We start from the raw sequence: 22,209 nt of genomic DNA on the forward strand, positions 1-22,209 counted from the left end.
ATGGAAACAGGTAAATTAGTGGTCTTGGGTAGCATCAATGCCGACCATATTCTGAATATTGAGCAGTTTCCGCGTCCAGGTGAAACGGTGATCGGGAAGCAGTATAAAGTTGCTTTCGGTGGTAAAGGCGCTAATCAGGCGGTTGCTGCTGGCCGTAGTGGGGCGAATATCGCGTTTATTGCCTGTGTGGGTGAAGATGATATTGGTGACCGGGTACGTCGGCAGTTAGCCAGCGATAATATTGATACTGCGCCAATTGAGGCGGTAGCCGGTACCACAACAGGGGTTGCGCTGATCTTCGTTAACGGCGAGGGCGAGAATGTCATTGGTATTGATGCTGGTGCAAACTCGGCAGTCACACCGGCATATCTTGACCGTTACCAGCAGCAAGTTATTGATGCTGATGCATTACTAATGCAATTGGAATCACCACTTGAGACGGTTATCGCTGCCGCTAAACTGGCAAAACAGCATCAAACCCAAGTGATTCTTAATCCAGCCCCCGCTCGCGAGCTACCAGATGAGTTGTTAATGCTGGTGGATATGATAACGCCCAATGAAACCGAGGCTGAGCGCTTAACCGGCGTGCATATTGAGCAGAATGATGATGCAGCTAAAGCCGCGCAAATCTTGCATGATAAAGGTATCGCGACCGTCATCATTACCTTGGGTAGCCGCGGCGTTTGGCTCAGTGAACAAGGAAAAGGCCAATTGGTCGCTGGGTTTAAGGTGAATGCGGTGGATACAATTGCTGCCGGTGATACATTTAATGGCGCATTATTGACTGCTTTATTGGAGGGTCAATCGATGGCTTTAGCCATTCGTTTTGCCCATGCTGCGGCTGCTATTGCGGTCACACGCCCCGGTGCACAACCTTCCATTCCATGGCGGGCCGAGATCAACAGTTTCTTACAAGACCGGGTATAACTTTGACCACCATGAAAGATGTCGCCCGTTTAGCGGGCGTATCAACATCCACTGTCTCGCATGTCATTAATAAAAATCGTTTTGTTAGCGATCCTATTCGCGACAAAGTGCAGGCAGCCATCAAGCAACTCAACTATGCCCCTTCTGCGCTGGCGCGGAGTTTAAAACTCAATCAAACCCGAACAATAGGCATGCTGGTTACTGCCAGTAGTAACCCGTTTTATGCCGAAGTTGTGCGTGGCGTAGAGCGCAGTTGTTACGAGCGCGGCTACAGCTTGATTCTGTGTAATACCGAAGGTGATATCGACCGCATGAGTCGTAGCATTGAAACTTTGATGCAAAAGCGTGTCGATGGTTTGCTATTAATGTGCACCGAGAGCCACCGCCCATCGCAAGATATTCTGCGTTGCTACCCTTCTCTGCCGATCATTATGATGGACTGGGCTCCATTCGAAGGGGTGAATGACGTTATTCAGGATAACTCATTATTAGGTGGGGAAATGGCAACCTCATATTTGATTGCTAGAGGATATACCCGCATCGCCTGTATTGCGGGCCCACAAGATAAAACACCGGCTAAAGAACGTTTGGAAGGATTCCGCCAAGCAATGGATCGCGCTGGTTTACCGGTGCTGCCGGGGTATGAAGTTGCCAGTGATTTTGAATTTAGTGGCGGTTTGGTTGCCATGAAACAATTACTGGCACTGGCTGAGCCGCCTGAAGCGGTCTTTACCAGCAACGATGCCATGGCCGTTGGGGTTTATCAGGCTTTGCATCAAGCAGGGTTATCAATTCCACAAGATATGGCCGTCATTGGTTACGATGATATCGAAATCGCACAATATATGACGCCACCGCTGACGACCATTCATCAGCCCAAAGACTCCCTTGGCGAACTGGCCATTGATACTCTTATTCATCGGCTAAATAACCCGGAAGCGGAACCTCAAGTTCTGACGCTCACTCCCGAGTTGGTAGAGCGTGGGTCGGTCACCACCCATTAAACTTCGCTCTCTGCGGGCTGCGTGACTTTTTTCACTATCCGGCCCTTAATAAGATTATTGCCATCTTTAGGTTTGAGTAATAAGAACACCGCAGAGGAAAGTAATGTCACCACACCCATCGTAATAAAGGTGTAGTGGAAGTGATCGACATTATTGCCCACGGTTAACCCTTCGTAAAACCGCAATACAACCGCGCTGATAGCCACCCCAAAGCTAATGGCCAGTTGCTGGGTTACTGCCAAAACACTGTTACCTGAGCTGGCATTATTATCCGTTAAGTCAGCCAGGGTGATGGTGTTCATTGCGGTAAACTGTGTGGACATCGCCATACCCAATATAAAGAGTGGCAATATCATCATCCAAGGTGACATGCCCGGTGATTGCAATGAAAATAAAGCAATCAGGATGCCGATAATCACCGTGACTCCCACTAATACTTTACGATAACCCAACGAGCGCAATACTTGCGTCACCACAGATTTTGCCATCATCGAACCAATGGCGGTAGGGGCCATCATGCAACCAGCAATAATTGCTGAATAACCAAAACCAACCTGCAACATCAATGGCATCAAGAAAGGTACGCAACCGGTGCCCAAACGGGACGCAACGTTACCGGCAATCCCGACAGAGAAGGTTCTGGTCTTAAATAGCGGTAATCCAATCAGTGGATTAGGGTGGTTTTTGGCATGGAATATATAAAAGAGCAGCATCAATAAACCGCCGACCATTGTTGCGGCAGGGAGATAATCAGCGATATCAGGCCGCCCCATGATTTCCAAGCTCACTGATACCATGACTAAACTGCTGCCGAATAGCAGGAAACCAATAAAATCAAAGGCGCGTTTAGGCATGGTGAAGTCTGGCATGTATTTACGAGCATAAAAAATGCCCAACAAACCGATAGGGATATTAAGGATAAAAATCCAGTGCCACGTGGCATAGGTCACCAGTAGTCCACCCAATAATGGCCCCATTACCGGGCCGATTAATCCGGGGATAGTGACAAAATTTAATACGGGGAGTAATTCACTTCGTGGATAAGCCCGGATAAGTGCCAACCTGGCAACCGGCATCATCATCGCACCACCAACGCCCTGAATCACACGGGAAGTCACTAAAAACGCCAGTGAATCTGACAGTGCGCACAGAAACGACCCGAATGTAAATAATGACACTGCCACAATGAAAATACGTCGAGTCCCAAAGCGGTCTGCCAGCCAGCCACTCACCGGAATCAACATGGCAACCGTGAGGGTATAACTGATAATGGCTGATTGCATAGTCAGCGGCGAGCGGTTAAGGCTTTCAGCTATTGAAGGGAGCGCCGTATTCAGTATGGTGGCATCCAAAGCCTGCATAAAGAAAGCCATGGCAGCTATCCAGGGAAGGCCCGCCATGCTGCGTGCAGATTTTATCATTGTCCGTCCTGGTTCTGGTTATCTTGGGAGAAATACTCTATCTATATAGATAGATATAAATAACATTTAGTCGTTAACCTTTCTCTGTTAATAACACTTGGCAGGCTAATAAAGCGCCTTGACTGTCACCCGCCAGAATAGTGTCGACAATGTCCTGATGGTGTTGCAGCTTGATCACCTCATCGCCGGTAATGGCGCGAAAGTAACTGTGATAAACCGAACTGAACAAATTTGCGAAAGATGTCAGAAACGGATTGCCGCTGGCTTCATAGATTAATTGATGAAACTGAGCATCTACTTGAATCCATCGTTCACGATTAAACTGAGTATGCAGTGCTCGCATCTCTTCTATTAATGAAGCTAACAGCGCCCGTTGCTTTTCATTAGCATTGATAGCTGCCAGTGAACAAGCTTGAGGTTCGAGCGACCTCCTTAATATAAGGAAGTGCTGCATGACTTCATCAAAATTCTCTCGGTTCATCCACCAGGTGAGTAATTCCTGATCGAGATAGTTCCAATTTGCTTGCGGCATCACCCTAGTACCAATCCGTGGGCGGGGTAATAGCATCCCTTTTGCTGCGAGCATTTTTACCGCTTCGCGAACAGCTGTTCTGCTAACACCAAATTGTTCTCCCAACTCTATCTCGCCAGGTAATATGCTACCGGCTTCATATTCCCCTGTGAGAATACGCTGGCCAATCTTTTCGGCCAGCAGATACGAAAGATTACGCTGGGCGGCCTGTTGTTGGGTATTTAGTTGCATGGTGTTTTGTCCTATCTGTCTTCTTATACTTCTATTTTACTCTACTGTTTAGCTCTGGTACTGAATGTTTAGCTTAATAATTGTTTAAAAACTGGCCTTTTACCCCATTTTTGCTGAAAAAAAACACGGTTGAAAAGTTTTTTCAAATTAGGGGTTGCAGGCTGTCAGGAACTCCCTATAATGCGCCTCCACTGACCGGGAACAACGAAACATACTTCGCCGGGTCAGGAAGAGAAAAGAACGCTTTTGACTTCGAAAGAAACAAAAGAAAACCTTGACTCTTCAGCGGGAAAGCGTATTATCTGCCTCCCGCGTTACCGTAAGATTCGCCGCAAGGCAAACGGGTAACGAACGCTCTTTAACAATTTATCAGACAATCTGTGTGGGCACTCGCAAGACGATATCGAAGCCTGTTTCGGCAGGCAGAAGTAATATCAAAGTCTTGAAGAGTGACCAAAGCAGTACACATTTGAACTTCGGTTCGAATGCATATTTGCAGAAAGTAATCTTTGAGCATCGCTTTTAATTAAGCAAATCAAACAAATCTTAAATTGAAGAGTTTGATCATGGCTCAGATTGAACGCTGGCGGCAGGCCTAACACATGCAAGTCGAGCGGCAGCGGGAAGTAGTTTACTACTTTGCCGGCGAGCGGCGGACGGGTGAGTAATGTCTGGGAAACTGCCTGATGGAGGGGGATAACTACTGGAAACGGTAGCTAATACCGCATGACCTCGCAAGAGCAAAGTGGGGGACCTTCGGGCCTCACGCCATCGGATGTGCCCAGATGGGATTAGCTAGTAGGTGGGGTAATGGCTCACCTAGGCGACGATCCCTAGCTGGTCTGAGAGGATGACCAGCCACACTGGAACTGAGACACGGTCCAGACTCCTACGGGAGGCAGCAGTGGGGAATATTGCACAATGGGCGCAAGCCTGATGCAGCCATGCCGCGTGTGTGAAGAAGGCCTTCGGGTTGTAAAGCACTTTCAGCGAGGAGGAAGGGGTTGAGTTTAATACGCTCAATCATTGACGTTACTCGCAGAAGAAGCACCGGCTAACTCCGTGCCAGCAGCCGCGGTAATACGGAGGGTGCAAGCGTTAATCGGAATTACTGGGCGTAAAGCGCACGCAGGCGGTTTGTTAAGTCAGATGTGAAATCCCCGCGCTTAACGTGGGAACTGCATTTGAAACTGGCAAGCTAGAGTCTTGTAGAGGGGGGTAGAATTCCAGGTGTAGCGGTGAAATGCGTAGAGATCTGGAGGAATACCGGTGGCGAAGGCGGCCCCCTGGACAAAGACTGACGCTCAGGTGCGAAAGCGTGGGGAGCAAACAGGATTAGATACCCTGGTAGTCCACGCTGTAAACGATGTCGACTTGGAGGTTGTGCCCTTGAGGCGTGGCTTCCGGAGCTAACGCGTTAAGTCGACCGCCTGGGGAGTACGGCCGCAAGGTTAAAACTCAAATGAATTGACGGGGGCCCGCACAAGCGGTGGAGCATGTGGTTTAATTCGATGCAACGCGAAGAACCTTACCTACTCTTGACATCCACAGAACTTAGCAGAGATGCTTCGGTGCCTTCGGGAACTGTGAGACAGGTGCTGCATGGCTGTCGTCAGCTCGTGTTGTGAAATGTTGGGTTAAGTCCCGCAACGAGCGCAACCCTTATCCTTTGTTGCCAGCACGTAATGGTGGGAACTCAAAGGAGACTGCCGGTGACAAACCGGAGGAAGGTGGGGATGACGTCAAGTCATCATGGCCCTTACGAGTAGGGCTACACACGTGCTACAATGGCAGATACAAAGTGAAGCGAACTCGCGAGAGCAAGCGGACCACATAAAGTCTGTCGTAGTCCGGATTGGAGTCTGCAACTCGACTCCATGAAGTCGGAATCGCTAGTAATCGTAGATCAGAATGCTACGGTGAATACGTTCCCGGGCCTTGTACACACCGCCCGTCACACCATGGGAGTGGGTTGCAAAAGAAGTAGGTAGCTTAACCTTCGGGAGGGCGCTTACCACTTTGTGATTCATGACTGGGGTGAAGTCGTAACAAGGTAACCGTAGGGGAACCTGCGGTTGGATCACCTCCTTACCTGACGATACGCATTGCGCAGTGTCCACACAGATTGTCTGATAGAAAGTAACGAGCAAATAAGGCCGGGCTGAGAAATTAGTCGGGCTTTAGTACCTTGTTGGGTCTGTAGCTCAGGTGGTTAGAGCGCACCCCTGATAAGGGTGAGGTCGGTGGTTCAAGTCCACTCAGACCCACCAACTCACCATTCCCTGTTGAGTTGCAGCAATAAGGTGATTTTGCTTTTTATATGGGGCTATAGCTCAGCTGGGAGAGCGCCTGCCTTGCACGCAGGAGGTCAGCGGTTCGATCCCGCTTAGCTCCACCATATAAAAAAACTATTTCAAAACGTACTGCGGTCGCAAGACTCAGTGGGTTGTGAAATATTGCTCTTTAACAATCTGGAACAAGCTGAAAATTGAAACATTACAGCTGAAACTTATCTCTCCGTAGCTGTACTGAGATAAGGAGTAACCTGTAATAGAGTCTCTCAAATAATCACAACGCAAGTTGTCGAAAGACACCTTCGGGTTGTGAGGTTAAGCGACTAAGCGTACACGGTGGATGCCTAGGCAGTCAGAGGCGATGAAGGGCGTGCTAATCTGCGAAAAGCGTCGGTAAGCTGATATGAAGCGTTACAACCGACGATACCCGAATGGGGAAACCCAGTGCAATTCGTTGCACTATTGCATGGTGAATACATAGCCATGCAAGGCGAACCGGGGGAACTGAAACATCTAAGTACCCCGAGGAAAAGAAATCAACCGAGATTCCCCCAGTAGCGGCGAGCGAACGGGGAGGAGCCCAGAGTCTGAATCAGTCTGTGTGTTAGTGGAAGCGTCTGGAAAGTCGCAGGGTACAGGGTGATACTCCCGTACACAAAAACACACTTACTGTGAACTCGATGAGTAGGGCGGGACACGTGACATCCTGTCTGAATATGGGGGGACCATCCTCCAAGGCTAAATACTCCTGACTGACCGATAGTGAACCAGTACCGTGAGGGAAAGGCGAAAAGAACCCCGGCGAGGGGAGTGAAATAGAACCTGAAACCGTGTACGTACAAGCAGTGGGAGCACCTTCGTGGTGTGACTGCGTACCTTTTGTATAATGGGTCAGCGACTTATATTTTGTAGCAAGGTTAACCGTATAGGGGAGCCGTAGGGAAACCGAGTCTTAACTGGGCGTCTAGTTGCAAGGTATAGACCCGAAACCCGGTGATCTAGCCATGGGCAGGTTGAAGGTTGGGTAACACTAACTGGAGGACCGAACCGACTAATGTTGAAAAATTAGCGGATGACTTGTGGCTGGGGGTGAAAGGCCAATCAAACCGGGAGATAGCTGGTTCTCCCCGAAAGCTATTTAGGTAGCGCCTCGTGAACTCATCTTCGGGGGTAGAGCACTGTTTCGGCTAGGGGGTCATCCCGACTTACCAAACCGATGCAAACTCCGAATACCGAAGAATGTTATCACGGGAGACACACGGCGGGTGCTAACGTCCGTCGTGAAGAGGGAAACAACCCAGACCGCCAGCTAAGGTCCCAAAGTCATGGTTAAGTGGGAAACGATGTGGGAAGGCATAGACAGCCAGGATGTTGGCTTAGAAGCAGCCATCATTTAAAGAAAGCGTAATAGCTCACTGGTCGAGTCGGCCTGCGCGGAAGATGTAACGGGGCTAAACCATGCACCGAAGCTGCGGCAGCGACACTTAGGTGTTGTTGGGTAGGGGAGCGTTCTGTAAGCCGTTGAAGGTGGACTGTGAGGTCTGCTGGAGGTATCAGAAGTGCGAATGCTGACATAAGTAACGATAATGCGGGTGAAAAACCCGCACGCCGGAAGACCAAGGGTTCCTGTCCAACGTTAATCGGGGCAGGGTGAGTCGACCCCTAAGGCGAGGCTGAAAAGCGTAGTCGATGGGAAACAGGTTAATATTCCTGTACTCGGTGTTACTGCGAAGGGGGGACGGAGAAGGCTAGGCTAGCCGGGCGACGGTTGTCCCGGTTTAAGCATGTAGGCGGAGTGACCTGGTAAATCCGGTTGCTTATCAACGCTGAGGTGTGATGACGATGCACTACGGTGCAGAAGTAGTTGATGCCAAGCTTCCAGGAAAAGCCTCTAAGCATCAGGTAACATTGAATCGTACCCCAAACCGACACAGGTGGTCAGGTAGAGAATACTCAGGCGCTTGAGAGAACTCGGGTGAAGGAACTAGGCAAAATGGTGCCGTAACTTCGGGAGAAGGCACGCTGGCATTAGGTAAAGAGACTTGCTCTCGTAGCCGAAGCCAGTCGCAGATACCAGCTGGCTGCAACTGTTTAATAAAAACACAGCACTGTGCAAACACGAAAGTGGACGTATACGGTGTGACGCCTGCCCGGTGCTGGAAGGTTAATTGATGGGGTCAGCCGCAAGGCGAAGCTCTTGATCGAAGCCCCAGTAAACGGCGGCCGTAACTATAACGGTCCTAAGGTAGCGAAATTCCTTGTCGGGTAAGTTCCGACCTGCACGAATGGCGTAATGATGGCCAGGCTGTCTCCACCCGAGACTCAGTGAAATTGAACTCGCTGTGAAGATGCAGTGTACCCGCGGCAAGACGGAAAGACCCCGTGAACCTTTACTATAGCTTGACACTGAACATTGAGCCTTGATGTGTAGGATAGGTGGGAGGCATCGAAGTGTGGACGCCAGTCTGCATGGAGCCAACCTTGAAATACCACCCTTTAATGTTTGATGTTCTAACTCGGCCCCGTGATCCGGGGTGAGGACAGTGTCTGGTGGGTAGTTTGACTGGGGCGGTCTCCTCCCAAAGAGTAACGGAGGAGCACGAAGGTTAGCTAATCACGGTCGGACATCGTGAGGTTAGTGCAAAGGCATAAGCTAGCTTGACTGCGAGAGTGACGGCTCGAGCAGGTACGAAAGTAGGTCTTAGTGATCCGGTGGTTCTGAATGGAAGGGCCATCGCTCAACGGATAAAAGGTACTCCGGGGATAACAGGCTGATACCGCCCAAGAGTTCATATCGACGGCGGTGTTTGGCACCTCGATGTCGGCTCATCACATCCTGGGGCTGAAGTAGGTCCCAAGGGTATGGCTGTTCGCCATTTAAAGTGGTACGCGAGCTGGGTTTAGAACGTCGTGAGACAGTTCGGTCCCTATCTGCCGTGGGCGTTGGAAGATTGAGAGGGGCTGCTCCTAGTACGAGAGGACCGGAGTGGACGAATCACTGGTGTTCGGGTTGTCATGCCAATGGCACTGCCCGGTAGCTAAATTCGGAAGAGATAACCGCTGAAAGCATCTAAGCGGGAAACTTGCCTCGAGATGAGTCTTCCCTGGGGCTTTAAGCCCCCTGAAGGAACGTTAAAGACTATGACGTTGATAGGCTGGGTGTGTAAGTGCAGCGATGCATTGAGCTAACCAGTACTAATGATCCGTGAGGCTTAACCTTACAACACCAAAGGTGTTTTTGTTATTTGAGAATTGATTTTCAGCGATGTTTACAGATTGAATTGGCTGGCTGCGTGATAGACATCATGTGGCGGGTTGATTGAAACAGAATTTGCCTGGCGGCCATAGCGCGGTGGACCCACCTGAACCCATGCCGAACTCAGAAGTGAAACGCCGTAGCGCCGATGGTAGTGTGGGGTCTCCCCATGCGAGAGTAGGACACTGCCAGGCATCAAATTTAGCCGAGACCCCATGCCAAAAGCGTGGGGTTTTTGCTGTGTGGGATTTGGGATGCAAGAGAAAGCCTTCTGCTGCGCAGAGGGCTTTTTTTATGTCTGGACTTAAAACAAAATACAATATGAGTATTATGATCGGTTAGAACAGCGGATGCACAGGCCCCGAAGGGGTGAGTCTCATCCAGAAATGAGGCGTATAGAGTAGGAAAAACCGCCGAGAGAGTTATTGGCCGTGGATATTGACGCATCGCGTGAAGAGTAAGAGAAGGCTACCCTAGCAGGTGGCCTTTTTGTTTTTATGACCCTGATGGGTTCATTTTAAGCCAGTGGCAAATAAACTCTGCGATTTGCTCTGGCTGGTTAATATCTAGTTGTGTCAATAGGGTATCAATCGGTTTATCGCTTGCTAAAGCAATAACATAGCTATCAATCAAACCAGAGAAAGGTTTACCCACCGCTTCTCTGTAGAGTGCTATTTTATCGATTGGTTCGTGTTTAAAACCTTCAACTAGGATTAAATCGATAGTTGCGGTATCTAACCTGCTGGCCAGGTAGCGAAGATCCAACGGTTTTTGTTCTGGTGTTTCCGTCATTAATGCCCAACGACAATCGCTAGCGACCAAAGTTTGATGAGCGCCCGCCTTACGTAACTCATAACTATCTTTGCCCGGTGTATCAATATCCATATTGTGATGCGTATGCTTGATCAAACCTACCCGGACCTGGCGTTGTTGTAGCAAGGGAATCAGCCTTTTTAGTAATGTTGTTTTCCCTGTACCACTGTATGCAGCTATTCCTAATAGTGGCGGTACTTTTTGATTCATAACTCCCCCCTGTTACCTTGTTCCCATAAATCGCAATCTGCAGGTGTATTGAGATTACTGAATGGGTTGCGTTGCTGACTAAATACTACGGGTTGGGCATGGATACTATCCATAAATATCATTAGTTTGCGATCACCATTTGCTAAATATTCAGCCAACAGTGGTTTCAAACTCACATGCATTAGCGCTAATGTTGGATGTGCTCGCTCACCATCATGGGCATAAGCCGCTAATGCTTGCTGTTTACCTTGCCAAAGTTGAGACACTAAATAGGTAGGGAGCATTGGGACGTCACAGGGAACGAATACAACCCATTCAGTAGAGGAATGACTCAATCCCGCATGCATGCCCGCCAATGGGCCTACAAAGCCGGTAATGACATCGTTAATGACAGGAAAACCACTCTCTTGATAGCGCTCCTGATTACGATTAGCATTAATCAGTACATGACTCACTTGAGGTTTAAGTCGATCAACTACATATTGAAACAACGGTTTATCATGAAGAGGAATAAGTCCTTTATCGTTTCCCCCCATTCGGGATGAACGACCTCCTGCAAGAATAATACCGGTAATATTGGGCTGCATTTCTATCACTCCGTTGTATTCAACTAGCAGACGAATTGTATCTTTAAATAGGAGAATACGTCAGGATTTACTTTTATTGACAATAGGCTCTCTTTCACTGTGTGAATATCCCTGTTACTTTGTCAGCATATTTTTGAATAGGATAAATTTGCTATGAAATGTCATCGCGTTAATGAACTGATTGAGCTCTTACATCCGGCCTGGCAGCAAGATCCTGATTTAAATCTGGTGCAGTTTTTACAAAAGTTGTCAGCCGAAGCGGGTTTTGAAGGCGAACTTTCAGAACTAACAGACGATATTCTTATTTATCATCTAAAAATGCGTGGCTCAGCATCAACAGAAGCTATTCCTGGTCTGAAAAAAGATTATGAAGAGGACTTCAAAACAGCCATCTTGCGTGCTCGTGGCATCATTAAAGATTAGACATACTCCTGTCTGCGTAGATAGGGGCTTTGATGATACTATTTCTTATTCTCAGCGAGCCGCTGTCACTTATATAGACTGAATGTTGTTATGAACAGCTCTGCTTTTAATTTTCAGACGTTGTCTCCTGACCTGATTATGGATGCCCTTGAAGGGGTAGGGTTACGAGTGGATTCAGGGTTAACTGCTCTTAATAGCTACGAGAACCGCGTTTATCAGTTTATGGATGAAGACCGTAAACGGTATGTGGTGAAGTTCTATCGCCCTGAGCGCTGGAGCAGCGAGCAAATCATTGAGGAGCACCAGTTTTCCATTGATTTGGCGGAGTCCGAGATCCCGGTTATTGCCCCATTGCCGCTTAAAGGGCATACCTTACATACTCATGGTGGCTTTTTCTTTACCGTCTTTCCAAGTGTGGGCGGGCGTCAGTATGAGATAGATAATCTTGACCAATTAGAATGGGTTGGCCGCTTTCTGGGGCGCATTCACCAAGTGGGTCGCGATAGTCTTTTTGTTGCCCGCTCAACGATCGGTATCGAGGAATATCTGACTGAGCCACGTCAGTTGCTGGCCAGCAGTGAATTGGTACCAGCAAAACAGCGAGATAAGTTTCTGGTGGCGACTGACTTACTGATAAGTACCATAAAGCAGTATTGGCATACCGACTGGCAACCATTACGGTTACATGGCGACTGCCATCCAGGTAATATTCTGTGGCGTGATGGGCCGATGTTTGTTGACCTTGATGATGCGAGAAACGGCCCTGCAATTCAGGATCTTTGGATGTTGCTACATGGGGAGCGCAGTGAGCAATTAATCCAGTTAGATATTTTGTTAGAAGCCTATGGTGAGTTTGCTGATTTTGATCAGCGGGAACTCGCACTGATTGAACCTTTGCGCGCAATGCGGATGGTTTATTACCTTGCATGGGTCGCCAGACGTTGGCAGGACCCGGCATTTCCTAAAAGTTTTCCGTGGATGGCGGAGTCTGATTTTTGGTTACAGCAGACTGCCTCATTTACCGAGCAGGTTAAGCTGTTGCAGGCACCCCCTTTGCAGCTGATGCCAATGTACTAAAGCTAAGATAATGGAGATTGTTATAGTATGAAGAATGTATGGTTAGCACTCGTTGGCATGGTGATGGCATTTAGTGCATCGGCCGCACAATTTACTGATGGTACCCAATACCAGACGTTAAACAAACCAGTTACTAGCGAGCCTCAGGTTTTAGAGTTTTTCTCTTTCTATTGTCCACACTGTTATCAATTTGAAGAGATTTACCATGTTCCTCAGACAGTCAAAAAAGCACTGCCTGAAGGGGTTAAAATGACCCGTTATCATGTTGAATTCCTTGGCCCATTGGGTAAAGAACTAACCCAGGCATGGGCTGTCGCGATGGCGTTGGGTGTTGAGGAGAAAGTGACGCCACTGATGTTTGAAGGTGTACAGAAAACCCAAACAGTACAAACTCCTAATGATATCCGTAACGTATTTATTAAAGCGGGTGTGAGTGGCGAAGACTACGATGCGGCATTAAACAGCTTTGTGGTTAAATCACTGGTTGTTCAGCAGCAAAAAGCAGCTGAAGATTTACAATTACGTGGTGTGCCAGCCATGTTTGTTAATGGCAAATATATGATTAAGAACGATGGCATGGATACCAGCTCAATGGATAACTATGTTAAACAGTATGCGGATGTCGTTAAGTTCCTACTGACTCAAAAATAAGAGTAAAAAAAGAGGGATGGATTTATTCATCCCTCTTTTTATTGACTTAATATCTGCCTGGCTTCAAGTCTGTTTCTCTCATTCGCCATAGAATTATCATATTATCTAATGTGACAGGCATATTAGATAATACTAACTATTATTTATTATGGTGTTGCTTATGGTTGGTTTATCTATTTCAGTGATAGGTAATTGCCGATATTTGCGGGGCTAAAAGATAAGAATAGGTTGTGGTTAGTAATAAATAAGGTAGTGACGAAAAATTTACCATAAGTAAAATTTATTTACCTTACGCAGGTGACTGAATAAGTAATATCCACAATTTAGATAAAGAAATAATGACAGAAAAATAAAAAAGAAATAACTGTAACACAATGATTATTATGGTTTTAAACATTACGAATCCAAGGCATCTCCAACAGATATAAAATATACACGTTTTTACACACAAAGTTATCCACAGGTTAGATCCTATGGATCTTCATGTAAAAATGCTCAGCTTCGCACAAGAATGGACGCTAAAATTCGTCTCTTGCAGCTAGCTATGGCATTCTTAGCGTCAGACCTTGCTAAATAAAGATGAAGAAACCCTATGGCCCAGATTGCAGAAAACCCATTGATCCTCGTTGACGGTTCCTCTTACCTCTATCGTGCTTACCATGCCTTCCCGCCGCTAACCAACGGCAGTGGTGAACCTACTGGTGCAATGTACGGTGTGTTGAACATGCTACGCAGTCTGTTGCTACAATATCGGCCAAGCCATGTGGCGGTGGTGTTCGATGCTAAAGGCAAAACATTCCGTGATGAACTTTTTGCTGAATATAAATCCCACCGTCCACCAATGCCTGATGATTTAAGGGCTCAAATTGAGCCGCTTCACCAAATGGTTAAGGCGATGGGGTTACCTTTATTGGTGGTTTCTGGTGTTGAGGCCGATGATGTTATTGGTACTTTGGCACAGGAAGCTGAAAAAGCAGGTCATGCAGTATTAATCAGTACTGGTGATAAAGATATGGCGCAATTAGTTACGCCAAATATCACTCTCATCAATACAATGAATAACGCTATTTTAGGGCCACAGGAAGTGTGCGAAAAATATGGCGTTCCTCCTGAACTGATTATTGATTTTCTGGCCCTGATGGGTGATTCCTCCGACAATATTCCGGGAGTACCGGGGGTTGGCGAAAAGACAGCTCAGGCTTTATTGCAAGGTTTGGGTGGGTTGGATGCGCTGTTCAGTAATTTAGACAAAATATCCACATTGACATTCCGTGGTGCTAAAACCATGTCTGCCAAGTTAGAGCAGAATAAAGATGTTGCTTATCTCTCTTATAAATTAGCCACCATTAAGACGGATGTTGAATTGGACATAACCTGTGATGAGCTGAAAGTCTCACCACCGGATGATGACCAATTGCATCAGCTGTTCAGCCGTTATGAATTTAAGCGCTGGTTGGCAGATGTTGAAGCCGGTAAATGGCTGGAGGGTAAAAAAGACCGGCCAACAGCGCAGACCAATAATAGAGCCTTTGTCACCTCAGAACCAGTTGCCGCAGCTGAAGTTACTGCTGTGTTATCACAAGATAATTATCAAACTATTCTGGATGAGAAATCTTTAGCTGACTGGATTGAGCGCCTTAAAAAAGCTGAAGTTTTCGCGTTTGATACTGAGACTGATGGCCTTGATACCCTCAGCAGTAATCTGATTGGTCTTTCGTTTGCTGTTGCTCCGGGTGAGGCCGCTTATTTGCCTGTAGCACATGACTATCTGGATGCCCCTGCCCAGCTTGATCGTGATTGGGTTCTGGCCCAGCTTAAACCATTATTGGAAGACGATAAGGCCCTTAAAGTCGGTCAGAATCTCAAGTTTGACCAAAGTATGCTGGCACGTTATGACATAAATCTGCGTGGCATTGCTTTCGATACCATGCTGGAATCTTATGTTTTAAACAGCGTTGCAGGCCGACATGATATGGACAGCTTGGCAGAGCGCTATCTCAACCATAAAACCATTACCTTTGAAGAGATTGCTGGTAAGGGTAAAAATCAGCTGACTTTTAACCAAATTGCGTTAGAACAAGCTGGCCCTTATGCTGCAGAAGATGCCGATGTCACTCTACAACTGCACTTGGTGCTATGGCCGAAATTACAACAAAGTGAAGGTCTGAAGCAGGTATTCCAAGAAATCGAGATGCCGCTGTTGCCGGTTTTATCCCGTATCGAACGAACAGGCGTCTTAATTGACCAAAATATCTTGGCGGCTCACTCCAAAGAACTCACTATTCGGCTTGATGAACTGGAAAAACAGGCGCACGAATTGGCTGAAGAGCCGTTTAACCTCGCCTCTCCAAAGCAGCTACAGGTGATTTTGTATGAAAAACAAAAACTGCCTATCTTGAAGAAAACCCCTGGTGGTGCGGCTTCGACCAATGAAGAGGTGCTGGCAGAATTGGCGCTAGATTACCCTCTGCCGAAAGTCATTCTTGAGTACCGCGGCTTGGCCAAGCTGAAAAGTACCTATACCGATAAGCTTCCACTGATGATTAGCCCGGTGTCCGGGCGAGTGCATACCTCTTATCATCAGGCGGTCACTGCGACTGGACGTTTGTCATCTCGTGATCCTAACCTGCAAAATATTCCGGTACGTAATGAAGAAGGGCGTCGTATACGTCAGGCTTTTATTGCACCAAAAGGTTACCGCATCATGGCAGCTGACTACTCACAGATTGAGCTGCGCATCATGGCTCATCTGTCGCAGGACAAAGGATTACTGGCGGCATTTGCGGCTGGAAAAGATATTCACCGCGCTACCGCAGCTGAAGTTTTCGGCTTACCGCTGGAAAAAGTCACTCATGAACAGCGCCGCAGTGCCAAGGCAATTAACTTTGGTCTGATTTATGGCATGAGTGCATTTGGTTTGGCGCGGCAGTTGAATATTCCACGTGGGGAAGCCCAGCGCTATATGGATCTCTATTTTGAGCGTTACCCTGGTGTGCTGGAGTATATGGAGCGCACGCGCAAGCAAGCGGCGGATCAAGGCTACGTCACCACGCTGGATGGGCGTCGTCTCTACTTACCGGAGATTCACTCACGTAATGCCACTCGTCGTAAAGCTGCTGAACGTGAGGCTATCAATGCGCCGATGCAAGGTACGGCTGCTGATATTATCAAGCGCGCCATGATTGCTGTGGATGCCTGGTTACAACAAGAGCCGGAACCAAAGGTTCGGGTCATCATGCAAGTACACGATGAATTGGTGTTTGAGGTGCATGAAAGTGTATTAGAGAGTACTGAACAGAAAGTTCGTGAGCTGATGGAGCAGAGTATGCAACTGGCGGTGCCATTGAAGGTAGATATCGGTGTGGGTGATAACTGGGATCAGGCTCACTAGTTGTGCGAGTAAGTGGTGATAAATAAAGCATTTTATGTAATTAAGCTACATTTAAGAGTGATAATGCGGGGATGTTGTGCGCTGAATCGTGACAATTTGTGTAACTATACAACAAAAAATTCTTTTGCCCTGCGAAAAAATGATGTAGAGTTACAGATGTAGGGTACAGAGGTAAGATGTTCTATCTTTCAGACCTTTTACTTCACGTAATCGGATTTGGCTGTATATTAGCCGCCCCAGTCATTTATTGACTGGGGCGTTTTTTATTGGGCTTTTGCTGGCAGGATGGATAGGTTTGATGGGCCGAGAGACAGCCCTTGTGGGCTGCTTTATTGATTACTCGCCTTCGTCGTCATACTCGTCAATCATGACTTCGGGTGGAATTTCGCTAAACCAGGTATCCAGTTTTTCCCGTAACTTATCAACGCCAATCTTTTTCAATGATGAGAAAGCTTCAACCTGAATATCACCCATAAATGGAATGATTGCTTCCCGCACCATGTTCAATTGGGCTTTACGAGCACCTGAAGCCAGCTTATCCGCTTTGGTCAGTAATAAAAGAACCGGAGTTCCTACCGCTACCGCCCAAGTGATCATCTGCTGATCCAAATCTTTTAACGGGTGGCGAATATCCATCAACACCACTAATCCTTTCAGACAGTTACGTTTCTGTAAATACTCCCCTAATGCACGTTGCCACTTGAGTTTCATCTCTTCCGGGACTTCGGCATAGCCATATCCCGGTAAGTCGACCAAACGTACACCCTCAACCACTTCAAATAAGTTAATCAACTGAGTACGGCCTGGCGTTTTACTGGTCCTGGCCAAACTTTTCTGGTTGGTCAACGTATTGAGAGCACTTGATTTACCTGCATTCGAGCGGCCAGCAAATGCCACTTCAATACCTTCATCACGTGGCAGATGGCGAATATCCGGAGCACTGATGACGAAGTGAGTCATGTGATAGTTATAGTTTCTGATGGTCAAAATTTGTCGTCTCCGTGAGAGATTGCTTACATGGAGCGATTATAACTGCATCAGGCAGAAAAAAGGGGGTTTATATTTATCCCTTTAGTACTTGAAGCTACAGAGGGGCTAACGCATCTCTTTTCCTGTTTTTTCCGGTCAATTCTAATTTTTGTGAGTTGACGGTCATTGTAGATAAAGTTAATGGCTTATCATTTATAAACTGTTAAGAAAAACTTTATTAAATATGCGCTATCATTATCAACGGTTAGTTTTTTTTCGTCATGTTTTTTCGAATAAAAACAAATAACTGATTATGCTTTAAACAGTGCGGGATGCGCTGGCAAGGAGCTTAATCACTCAGGAAGAGTGGCTTATGCTTAAGGAATGTAATGGATATACTGTGAGCCAGGGATGATATAGGGAGCTTATTTAACAGGATGTGTATGGATACAGGCCGGAGTGCTGGGTGAGTCGCCTTCAAGGTTGGAGGGATGGCAAGGATGGCACATTGCAGAAGGGAGAAACCGGGATGTTAACTAAGTGCAGGGAGTGCGCTGTAAGGATATCCTTCCGCAGAAGGTGCGAAAAAAGGCGACAGGTTAATCTGCCGCCTTTTTTCTTTCTCTGCTTTCTGCTAGATTCCGGCCCAATCCTATACTAAATCCGATCCCATACTCATTTAAGAGCACAGGTTATGAAGCAGCCAAATAAAGCACCACGCACTAATAGTGCCGCCCCCAAAGGCACCGCGACGCCAAAGCGTCACAAAAAGACCCGTGTAGAGCTTGATATAGAAGCACGCGAGCGTAAGCGTCAGAAGAGACACAGTGGCAATCGCTCTGGGGCGAGAACCAATGTGGAAGGCAGCAATAAAAAAGGTCAGGCCCAAACACAAGAGAAAGATCCACGGATTGGCAGCAAAGTGCCTGTGCCTTTGGTGATTGATAGCAAGGTCAAAGCTAAGCCAACCACTAAGCTGGTAGCAAAAGTCGAAGCTAAGCCACGTCTGACGCCGGAAGAAGAGCTGACTAAGCTGGAAAACGACGAGCGTCTGGATGCATTACTGGATCGTTTGGATAACGACGAAGTATTGAGCAAAGAAGACCAGGCTTATGTTGATCTGACATTAGACCGTATCGATGCCCTGATGGAACAATTGGGTATTGAGTTGGGTGACGATGAAGATGACGAAGAGAAAGAAGAAAAGCAGGAAGATATTCTAAAATTACTGAAGAGCGGTAATCCAAAAGACGAATTTTAAAGTATGCAGTGGGTGATCCCGACAATAGCCCTACTACTGACATGTTATCTATTGTGGTTATTGGGTAAACTATGGCGGCTGTCGCAACGTAGGTCACGATTGCGCAGCGCTGCTGCGGCCAGACAACGAAAACATCTGCCCCCTAACCGGCCCGGTAAGCGAAAATATCGGAAGGAATAAATATGTCTGAGCACGCTATAGTTTGGGATTTGTCCCTGATTCAAAAATATAATTATTCAGGGCCGCGTTACACTTCGTACCCCACTGCGCTTGAGTTTAGTGAAGATTACAATGAATCTGCTTTTCAGCAGGCGGTGAAACGTTACCCGCAGCGCCCTTTGTCGCTGTATGTGCATATCCCGTTTTGCCATAAGCTTTGTTACTTCTGTGGTTGCAATAAGCTGGTGACGCGTCAGCAACATAAAGCTGATGAATATCTGGTGGTCTTGGAAAAAGAGATCCGCCAGCGTGCGGTACTGTTTGCCGGGCGTCAGGTTAGCCAGATGCACTGGGGCGGCGGCACGCCAACCTATCTGAATAAAACGCAAATCACTCATTTGATGAATCTGTTACGTGAAAACTTTGATTTTCTGCCCGGCGCAGAGCAGTCAATTGAAGTCGATCCACGTGAAATTGAGTTGGATGTTCTTGACCATCTTCGTGCCGAAGGCTTTAACCGCCTGAGCATGGGGGTGCAGGACTTCAATAAAGAGGTGCAACGGCTGGTTAATCGTGAGCAAGATGAAGACTTTATCTTTGCACTCATTGCCCGTGCCAAAGCCTTGGGTTTTAACTCCACTAATATTGATTTGATTTATGGTTTGCCAAAACAGACAGCAGAAAGCTTTGCTTTTACGCTTAAACGGGTGGTTGAACTCAACCCTGATCGCCTGAGTGTCTTCAATTATGCCCATTTGCCGAGCCTGTTTGCCGCGCAGCGTAAAATCAAAGATGCTGATTTACCCACTGCTGAGCAGCGGCTGGATATTTTGCAGCATACCATTAGCTTCTTAACTGAATCCGGCTATCAATTTATTGGTATGGATCACTTTGCCCGACCAGATGATGAGTTGGCGGTTGCCCAGCGTGACGGTAAATTACATCGTAATTTCCAGGGCTATACCACCCAAGGTGAGAGTGACTTACTTGGGTTGGGAGTATCAGCGATCAGTATGTTGGGTGACAGTTATGCTCAGAATGAAAAAGATTTAAAGACCTATTATGCCGTGGTCGAACAGCGTGGCAATGCATTATGGCGTGGCCTGACCATGACCGAAGATGACTGCTTACGTCGTGATGTGATTAAAACACTGATTTGTAATTTCCAAATCAGTTATCAACCAATTGAACAGCATTATGGCATTCGTTTTGCAGATTATTTTGCTGAAGATTTTGAGCTGTTAGCACCGTTTGAACAAGATGGGCTGGTGGATCGAGATGACAAAGGTATTCGTGTGACGCCGCGTGGGCGGTTACTCATTCGTAATATTTGTATGTGTTTCGACATTTATTTACGTAAACAGGCTCGCCGGCAGCAGTTCTCCCGCGTGATCTGACGATATTCCCCTCAGTGGTTTTACCCGATCTTCAAGATGCAGAGTTGTTGGCTTCCACTACTCACCCAAGTCATTGAGTTATCTCAACTCCTTGGGTTCATTATATTGCCGCCTATCTGCAACTTGAAATCTATTGGGTATATAATAATCGCCCTGAGGGGCAACTAAAGTCAGAATAGTTCTCTTCTCAACTACTCCATCCCCAACTCTTTCAACTTACGCGTTAATGTATTGCGGCCCCAGCCCAATAGGCGCGCAGCTTCTTGCTTGTGCCCTTGAGTGTGGCGTAATGCGGTAGTTAACAGTGTGCGCTCCATCTCCGGCTGTGCTTCTGACAACAAATCCTGATGGCCAGAACGCAGTGCGCGATCCGCCCATTGTGCCAGCAGCGTTGACCAGTTATCTGGCATCCGCTGACCAGAAGCATCTGGCGTACTGGTTTCAAACAACTCAGAAGGTAAATCCTGAATCAGAACTTCCTGCCCAGCCGCCATCACTGTCAGCCAGCGACAGGTATTTTCCAGTTGGCGCACGTTACCCTGCCAAGGCAGGCGAGTTAGCGCGACTTCCGTTTCAGGATGCAGATTTTTGGCCTCCACCCCTAACTCTTTCGCAGCCACTTGAAGGAAATAGCGGGCTAAACGTGGAATATCTTCACGGCGTTCACGCAGCGGAGGCAAATGGACTCGAATCACATTGAGCCGATGGAATAAATCCTCACGGAATTTCCCTTCTTGAACGCGCAGCTCTAGATTTTGGTGGGTTGCCGCAATGATGCGCACATCCACTTTGACCGGGGCATATCCCCCGACCCGATAAAACTGGCCATCAGCCAGAACGCGCAACAGGCGGGTTTGCACATCCAGCGGCATATCACCGATTTCATCTAAAAACAGAGTGCCGCCATCAGCTTGTTCAAAGCGGCCCTGACGCACCTGATTGGCGCCGGTAAAAGCCCCTTTTTCGTGGCCAAACAGCTCAGATTCAATTAAGTCTTTTGGGATTGCCGCCATATTCAGCGCAATGAACGGTGCTTTGGCGCGAGGGCTATGGCGGTGTAATGCATGGGCGACCAACTCTTTACCGGTACCCGATTCACCATTAATCAGCACACTGATAGAGGAGCGCGACAAGCGGCCAATGATGCGAAACACATCCTGCATCGCCGGAGCTTCACCGATGATATCGGCAGTCGGGCCACTGGCGGGTTGAGTGCGTGCGGGTTGCTGCTGTTCCTGATAATGACTGATAGCTCGTTCAACCAGTGCCACAGCCTCATCAATATCAAAAGGTTTTGGCAGATAATCAAACGCCCCTTGCTGATAGGCGCTAACTGCGGCGTCTAAATCAGAATGCGCAGTCATTATGATGACCGGAAGCATTGGGTGGCGCTGCTTAATCTGTTTCAGCAGGGCCAATCCATCCATACCAGGCATACGGATATCTGATAACAACACATCCGGGGTTTGCGTCGCCAAAGCATCCAACACCTGATTACCGGAATCGAATGTCGCACAGTTTAAACCTGCTCCAGTCAGCGCGCGCTCAAGCACCCAGCGGATGGAGCTATCGTCATCGACGATCCAGACTATCCCTCGTTGCATAG

14 protein-coding genes, 2 tRNA genes, 3 rRNA genes and 1 pseudogene are annotated in these 22,209 nt (G+C 47.5%); 14 read left to right on the top strand and 6 right to left on the bottom strand.

Annotated features, from left to right (window positions below; all coding sequences use genetic code 11):
• Positions 1-927 carry a ribokinase gene (gene rbsK / locus DJ58_RS08975; RefSeq protein ID WP_004707357.1) on the top strand — a complete coding sequence of 309 codons (927 nt, stop codon included), beginning with the start codon at positions 1-3 and terminating at the stop codon, positions 925-927.
• 2 nt (positions 928-929) lie between these two features.
• The gene (rbsR, locus tag DJ58_RS08970; RefSeq protein WP_032910601.1) at positions 930-1,931 is read left to right on the top strand and encodes a ribose operon transcriptional repressor RbsR; all 1,002 of its coding nucleotides are present in this window, start codon (positions 930-932) and stop codon (positions 1,929-1,931) included.
• Here rbsR and mdtD read toward each other — a convergent pair.
• Together mdtD and DJ58_RS08960 are read right to left on the bottom strand one after the other, a co-directional pair.
• Entirely contained in the window at positions 1,928-3,352 is a 1,425-nt protein-coding gene (gene mdtD / locus DJ58_RS08965) for a multidrug transporter subunit MdtD (RefSeq protein ID WP_004707358.1), read from the bottom strand. The two genes, rbsR and mdtD, sit on opposite strands and share 4 nt — an antisense overlap.
• Before the next feature lie 73 nt (positions 3,353-3,425).
• Positions 3,426-4,115, bottom strand: a complete 690-nt coding sequence (locus tag DJ58_RS08960) for a FadR/GntR family transcriptional regulator (RefSeq protein WP_004707359.1) — start codon at positions 4,113-4,115, stop codon at positions 3,426-3,428.
• 548 nt (positions 4,116-4,663) lie between these two features.
• Here DJ58_RS08960 and DJ58_RS08955 point away from each other — a divergent pair.
• From DJ58_RS08955 to rrf, 5 genes are all read left to right on the top strand, one after another.
• A 16S ribosomal RNA gene (locus DJ58_RS08955) occupies positions 4,664-6,206 on the top strand.
• Positions 6,207-6,308: 102 nt separating this feature from the next.
• A tRNA-Ile gene (locus DJ58_RS08950) sits at positions 6,309-6,385 on the top strand.
• Between the two features lie 52 nt (positions 6,386-6,437).
• Positions 6,438-6,513, top strand: a tRNA-Ala gene (locus tag DJ58_RS08945).
• A gap of 209 nt (positions 6,514-6,722) precedes the next feature.
• A 23S ribosomal RNA gene (locus DJ58_RS08940) occupies positions 6,723-9,629 on the top strand.
• A gap of 114 nt (positions 9,630-9,743) precedes the next feature.
• Positions 9,744-9,859, top strand: a 5S ribosomal RNA gene (gene rrf / locus DJ58_RS08935).
• Together the 16S, 23S and 5S rRNA genes with 2 tRNA genes alongside form the textbook arrangement of a ribosomal RNA operon.
• 301 nt (positions 9,860-10,160) lie before the next feature.
• Here the strand turns inward: rrf and mobB are convergent.
• A complete protein-coding gene (gene mobB, locus DJ58_RS08930; RefSeq protein ID WP_032912137.1) occupies positions 10,161-10,688 on the bottom strand; it encodes a molybdopterin-guanine dinucleotide biosynthesis protein MobB in 528 nt (175 codons plus the stop codon).
• On the bottom strand, positions 10,685-11,275 hold the full coding sequence (gene mobA, locus DJ58_RS08925; RefSeq protein WP_004712534.1) for a molybdenum cofactor guanylyltransferase MobA: 591 nt from the start codon (positions 11,273-11,275) through the stop codon (positions 10,685-10,687). The genes mobB and mobA overlap by 4 nt, the downstream gene beginning before the upstream one ends.
• 153 nt (positions 11,276-11,428) lie before the next feature.
• Between mobA and DJ58_RS08920 the strand changes: the two genes are divergently transcribed.
• The 5 genes and pseudogenes from DJ58_RS08920 to spfP all read left to right on the top strand — a co-directional run.
• Positions 11,429-11,698 carry a YihD family protein gene (locus tag DJ58_RS08920; protein WP_004712536.1) on the top strand — a complete coding sequence of 90 codons (270 nt, stop codon included), beginning with the start codon at positions 11,429-11,431 and terminating at the stop codon, positions 11,696-11,698.
• Positions 11,699-11,788: 90 nt separating this feature from the next.
• The gene (locus DJ58_RS08915) at positions 11,789-12,775 is read left to right on the top strand and encodes a serine/threonine protein kinase (RefSeq protein ID WP_004712537.1); all 987 of its coding nucleotides are present in this window, start codon (positions 11,789-11,791) and stop codon (positions 12,773-12,775) included.
• Positions 12,776-12,802: 27 nt separating this feature from the next.
• Positions 12,803-13,426 carry a thiol:disulfide interchange protein DsbA gene (dsbA, locus tag DJ58_RS08910; protein ID WP_032912139.1) on the top strand — a complete coding sequence of 208 codons (624 nt, stop codon included), beginning with the start codon at positions 12,803-12,805 and terminating at the stop codon, positions 13,424-13,426.
• Between the two features lie 592 nt (positions 13,427-14,018).
• Positions 14,019-16,817 (top strand): DNA polymerase I, encoded by a 2,799-nt coding sequence (gene polA / locus DJ58_RS08905; RefSeq protein ID WP_004712539.1) that lies wholly within the window; start codon positions 14,019-14,021, stop codon positions 16,815-16,817.
• Between the two features lie 176 nt (positions 16,818-16,993).
• Positions 16,994-17,038, top strand: a pseudogene (gene spfP / locus DJ58_RS24200) (small protein SpfP); the annotation flags it as partial.
• Between the two features lie 115 nt (positions 17,039-17,153).
• Here the strand turns inward: spfP and yihA are convergent.
• Positions 17,154-17,804 carry a ribosome biogenesis GTP-binding protein YihA/YsxC gene (gene yihA / locus DJ58_RS08900; RefSeq protein WP_032912141.1) on the bottom strand — a complete coding sequence of 217 codons (651 nt, stop codon included), beginning with the start codon at positions 17,802-17,804 and terminating at the stop codon, positions 17,154-17,156.
• A 676-nt stretch (positions 17,805-18,480) separates the two neighbouring features.
• Here yihA and yihI point away from each other — a divergent pair.
• Together yihI and hemN are read left to right on the top strand one after the other, a co-directional pair.
• A complete protein-coding gene (gene yihI / locus DJ58_RS08895) occupies positions 18,481-19,047 on the top strand; it encodes a Der GTPase-activating protein YihI (RefSeq protein WP_032913252.1) in 567 nt (188 codons plus the stop codon).
• A gap of 182 nt (positions 19,048-19,229) precedes the next feature.
• On the top strand, positions 19,230-20,603 hold the full coding sequence (gene hemN / locus DJ58_RS08890; protein WP_004712543.1) for an oxygen-independent coproporphyrinogen III oxidase: 1,374 nt from the start codon (positions 19,230-19,232) through the stop codon (positions 20,601-20,603).
• Between the two features lie 191 nt (positions 20,604-20,794).
• On the opposite strand, the gene glnG is transcribed toward hemN, so the two are convergent.
• Entirely contained in the window at positions 20,795-22,207 is a 1,413-nt protein-coding gene (glnG, locus tag DJ58_RS08885) for a nitrogen regulation protein NR(I) (protein WP_004712544.1), read from the bottom strand.
• Positions 22,208-22,209 lie beyond the last annotated feature (2 nt).

Source organism: Yersinia frederiksenii ATCC 33641, assembly GCF_000754805.1.
GTDB lineage: Bacteria > Pseudomonadota > Gammaproteobacteria > Enterobacterales > Enterobacteriaceae > Yersinia > Yersinia frederiksenii.

What these genes read in the sequence shown, in the direction of transcription:
- rbsK (WP_004707357.1), top strand. Translation starts at nt 1, where the DNA reads ATGGAAACAGGTAAATTAGTGGTCTTGGGTAGCATCAATGCCGACCAT.
- hemN (WP_004712543.1), top strand. Translation starts at nt 19,230, where the DNA reads ATGTCTGAGCACGCTATAGTTTGGGATTTGTCCCTGATTCAAAAATAT.
- DJ58_RS08920 (WP_004712536.1), top strand. Translation starts at nt 11,429, where the DNA reads ATGAAATGTCATCGCGTTAATGAACTGATTGAGCTCTTACATCCGGCC.
- mobB (WP_032912137.1), bottom strand. Translation starts at nt 10,688, where the DNA reads ATGAATCAAAAAGTACCGCCACTATTAGGAATAGCTGCATACAGTGGT.
- dsbA (WP_032912139.1), top strand. Translation starts at nt 12,803, where the DNA reads ATGAAGAATGTATGGTTAGCACTCGTTGGCATGGTGATGGCATTTAGT.
- polA (WP_004712539.1), top strand. Translation starts at nt 14,019, where the DNA reads ATGGCCCAGATTGCAGAAAACCCATTGATCCTCGTTGACGGTTCCTCT.
- DJ58_RS08960 (WP_004707359.1), bottom strand. Translation starts at nt 4,115, where the DNA reads ATGCAACTAAATACCCAACAACAGGCCGCCCAGCGTAATCTTTCGTAT.
- yihI (WP_032913252.1), top strand. Translation starts at nt 18,481, where the DNA reads ATGAAGCAGCCAAATAAAGCACCACGCACTAATAGTGCCGCCCCCAAA.
- glnG (WP_004712544.1), bottom strand. Translation starts at nt 22,207, where the DNA reads ATGCAACGAGGGATAGTCTGGATCGTCGATGACGATAGCTCCATCCGC.
- mobA (WP_004712534.1), bottom strand. Translation starts at nt 11,275, where the DNA reads ATGCAGCCCAATATTACCGGTATTATTCTTGCAGGAGGTCGTTCATCC.
- mdtD (WP_004707358.1), bottom strand. Translation starts at nt 3,352, where the DNA reads ATGATAAAATCTGCACGCAGCATGGCGGGCCTTCCCTGGATAGCTGCC.
- DJ58_RS08915 (WP_004712537.1), top strand. Translation starts at nt 11,789, where the DNA reads ATGAACAGCTCTGCTTTTAATTTTCAGACGTTGTCTCCTGACCTGATT.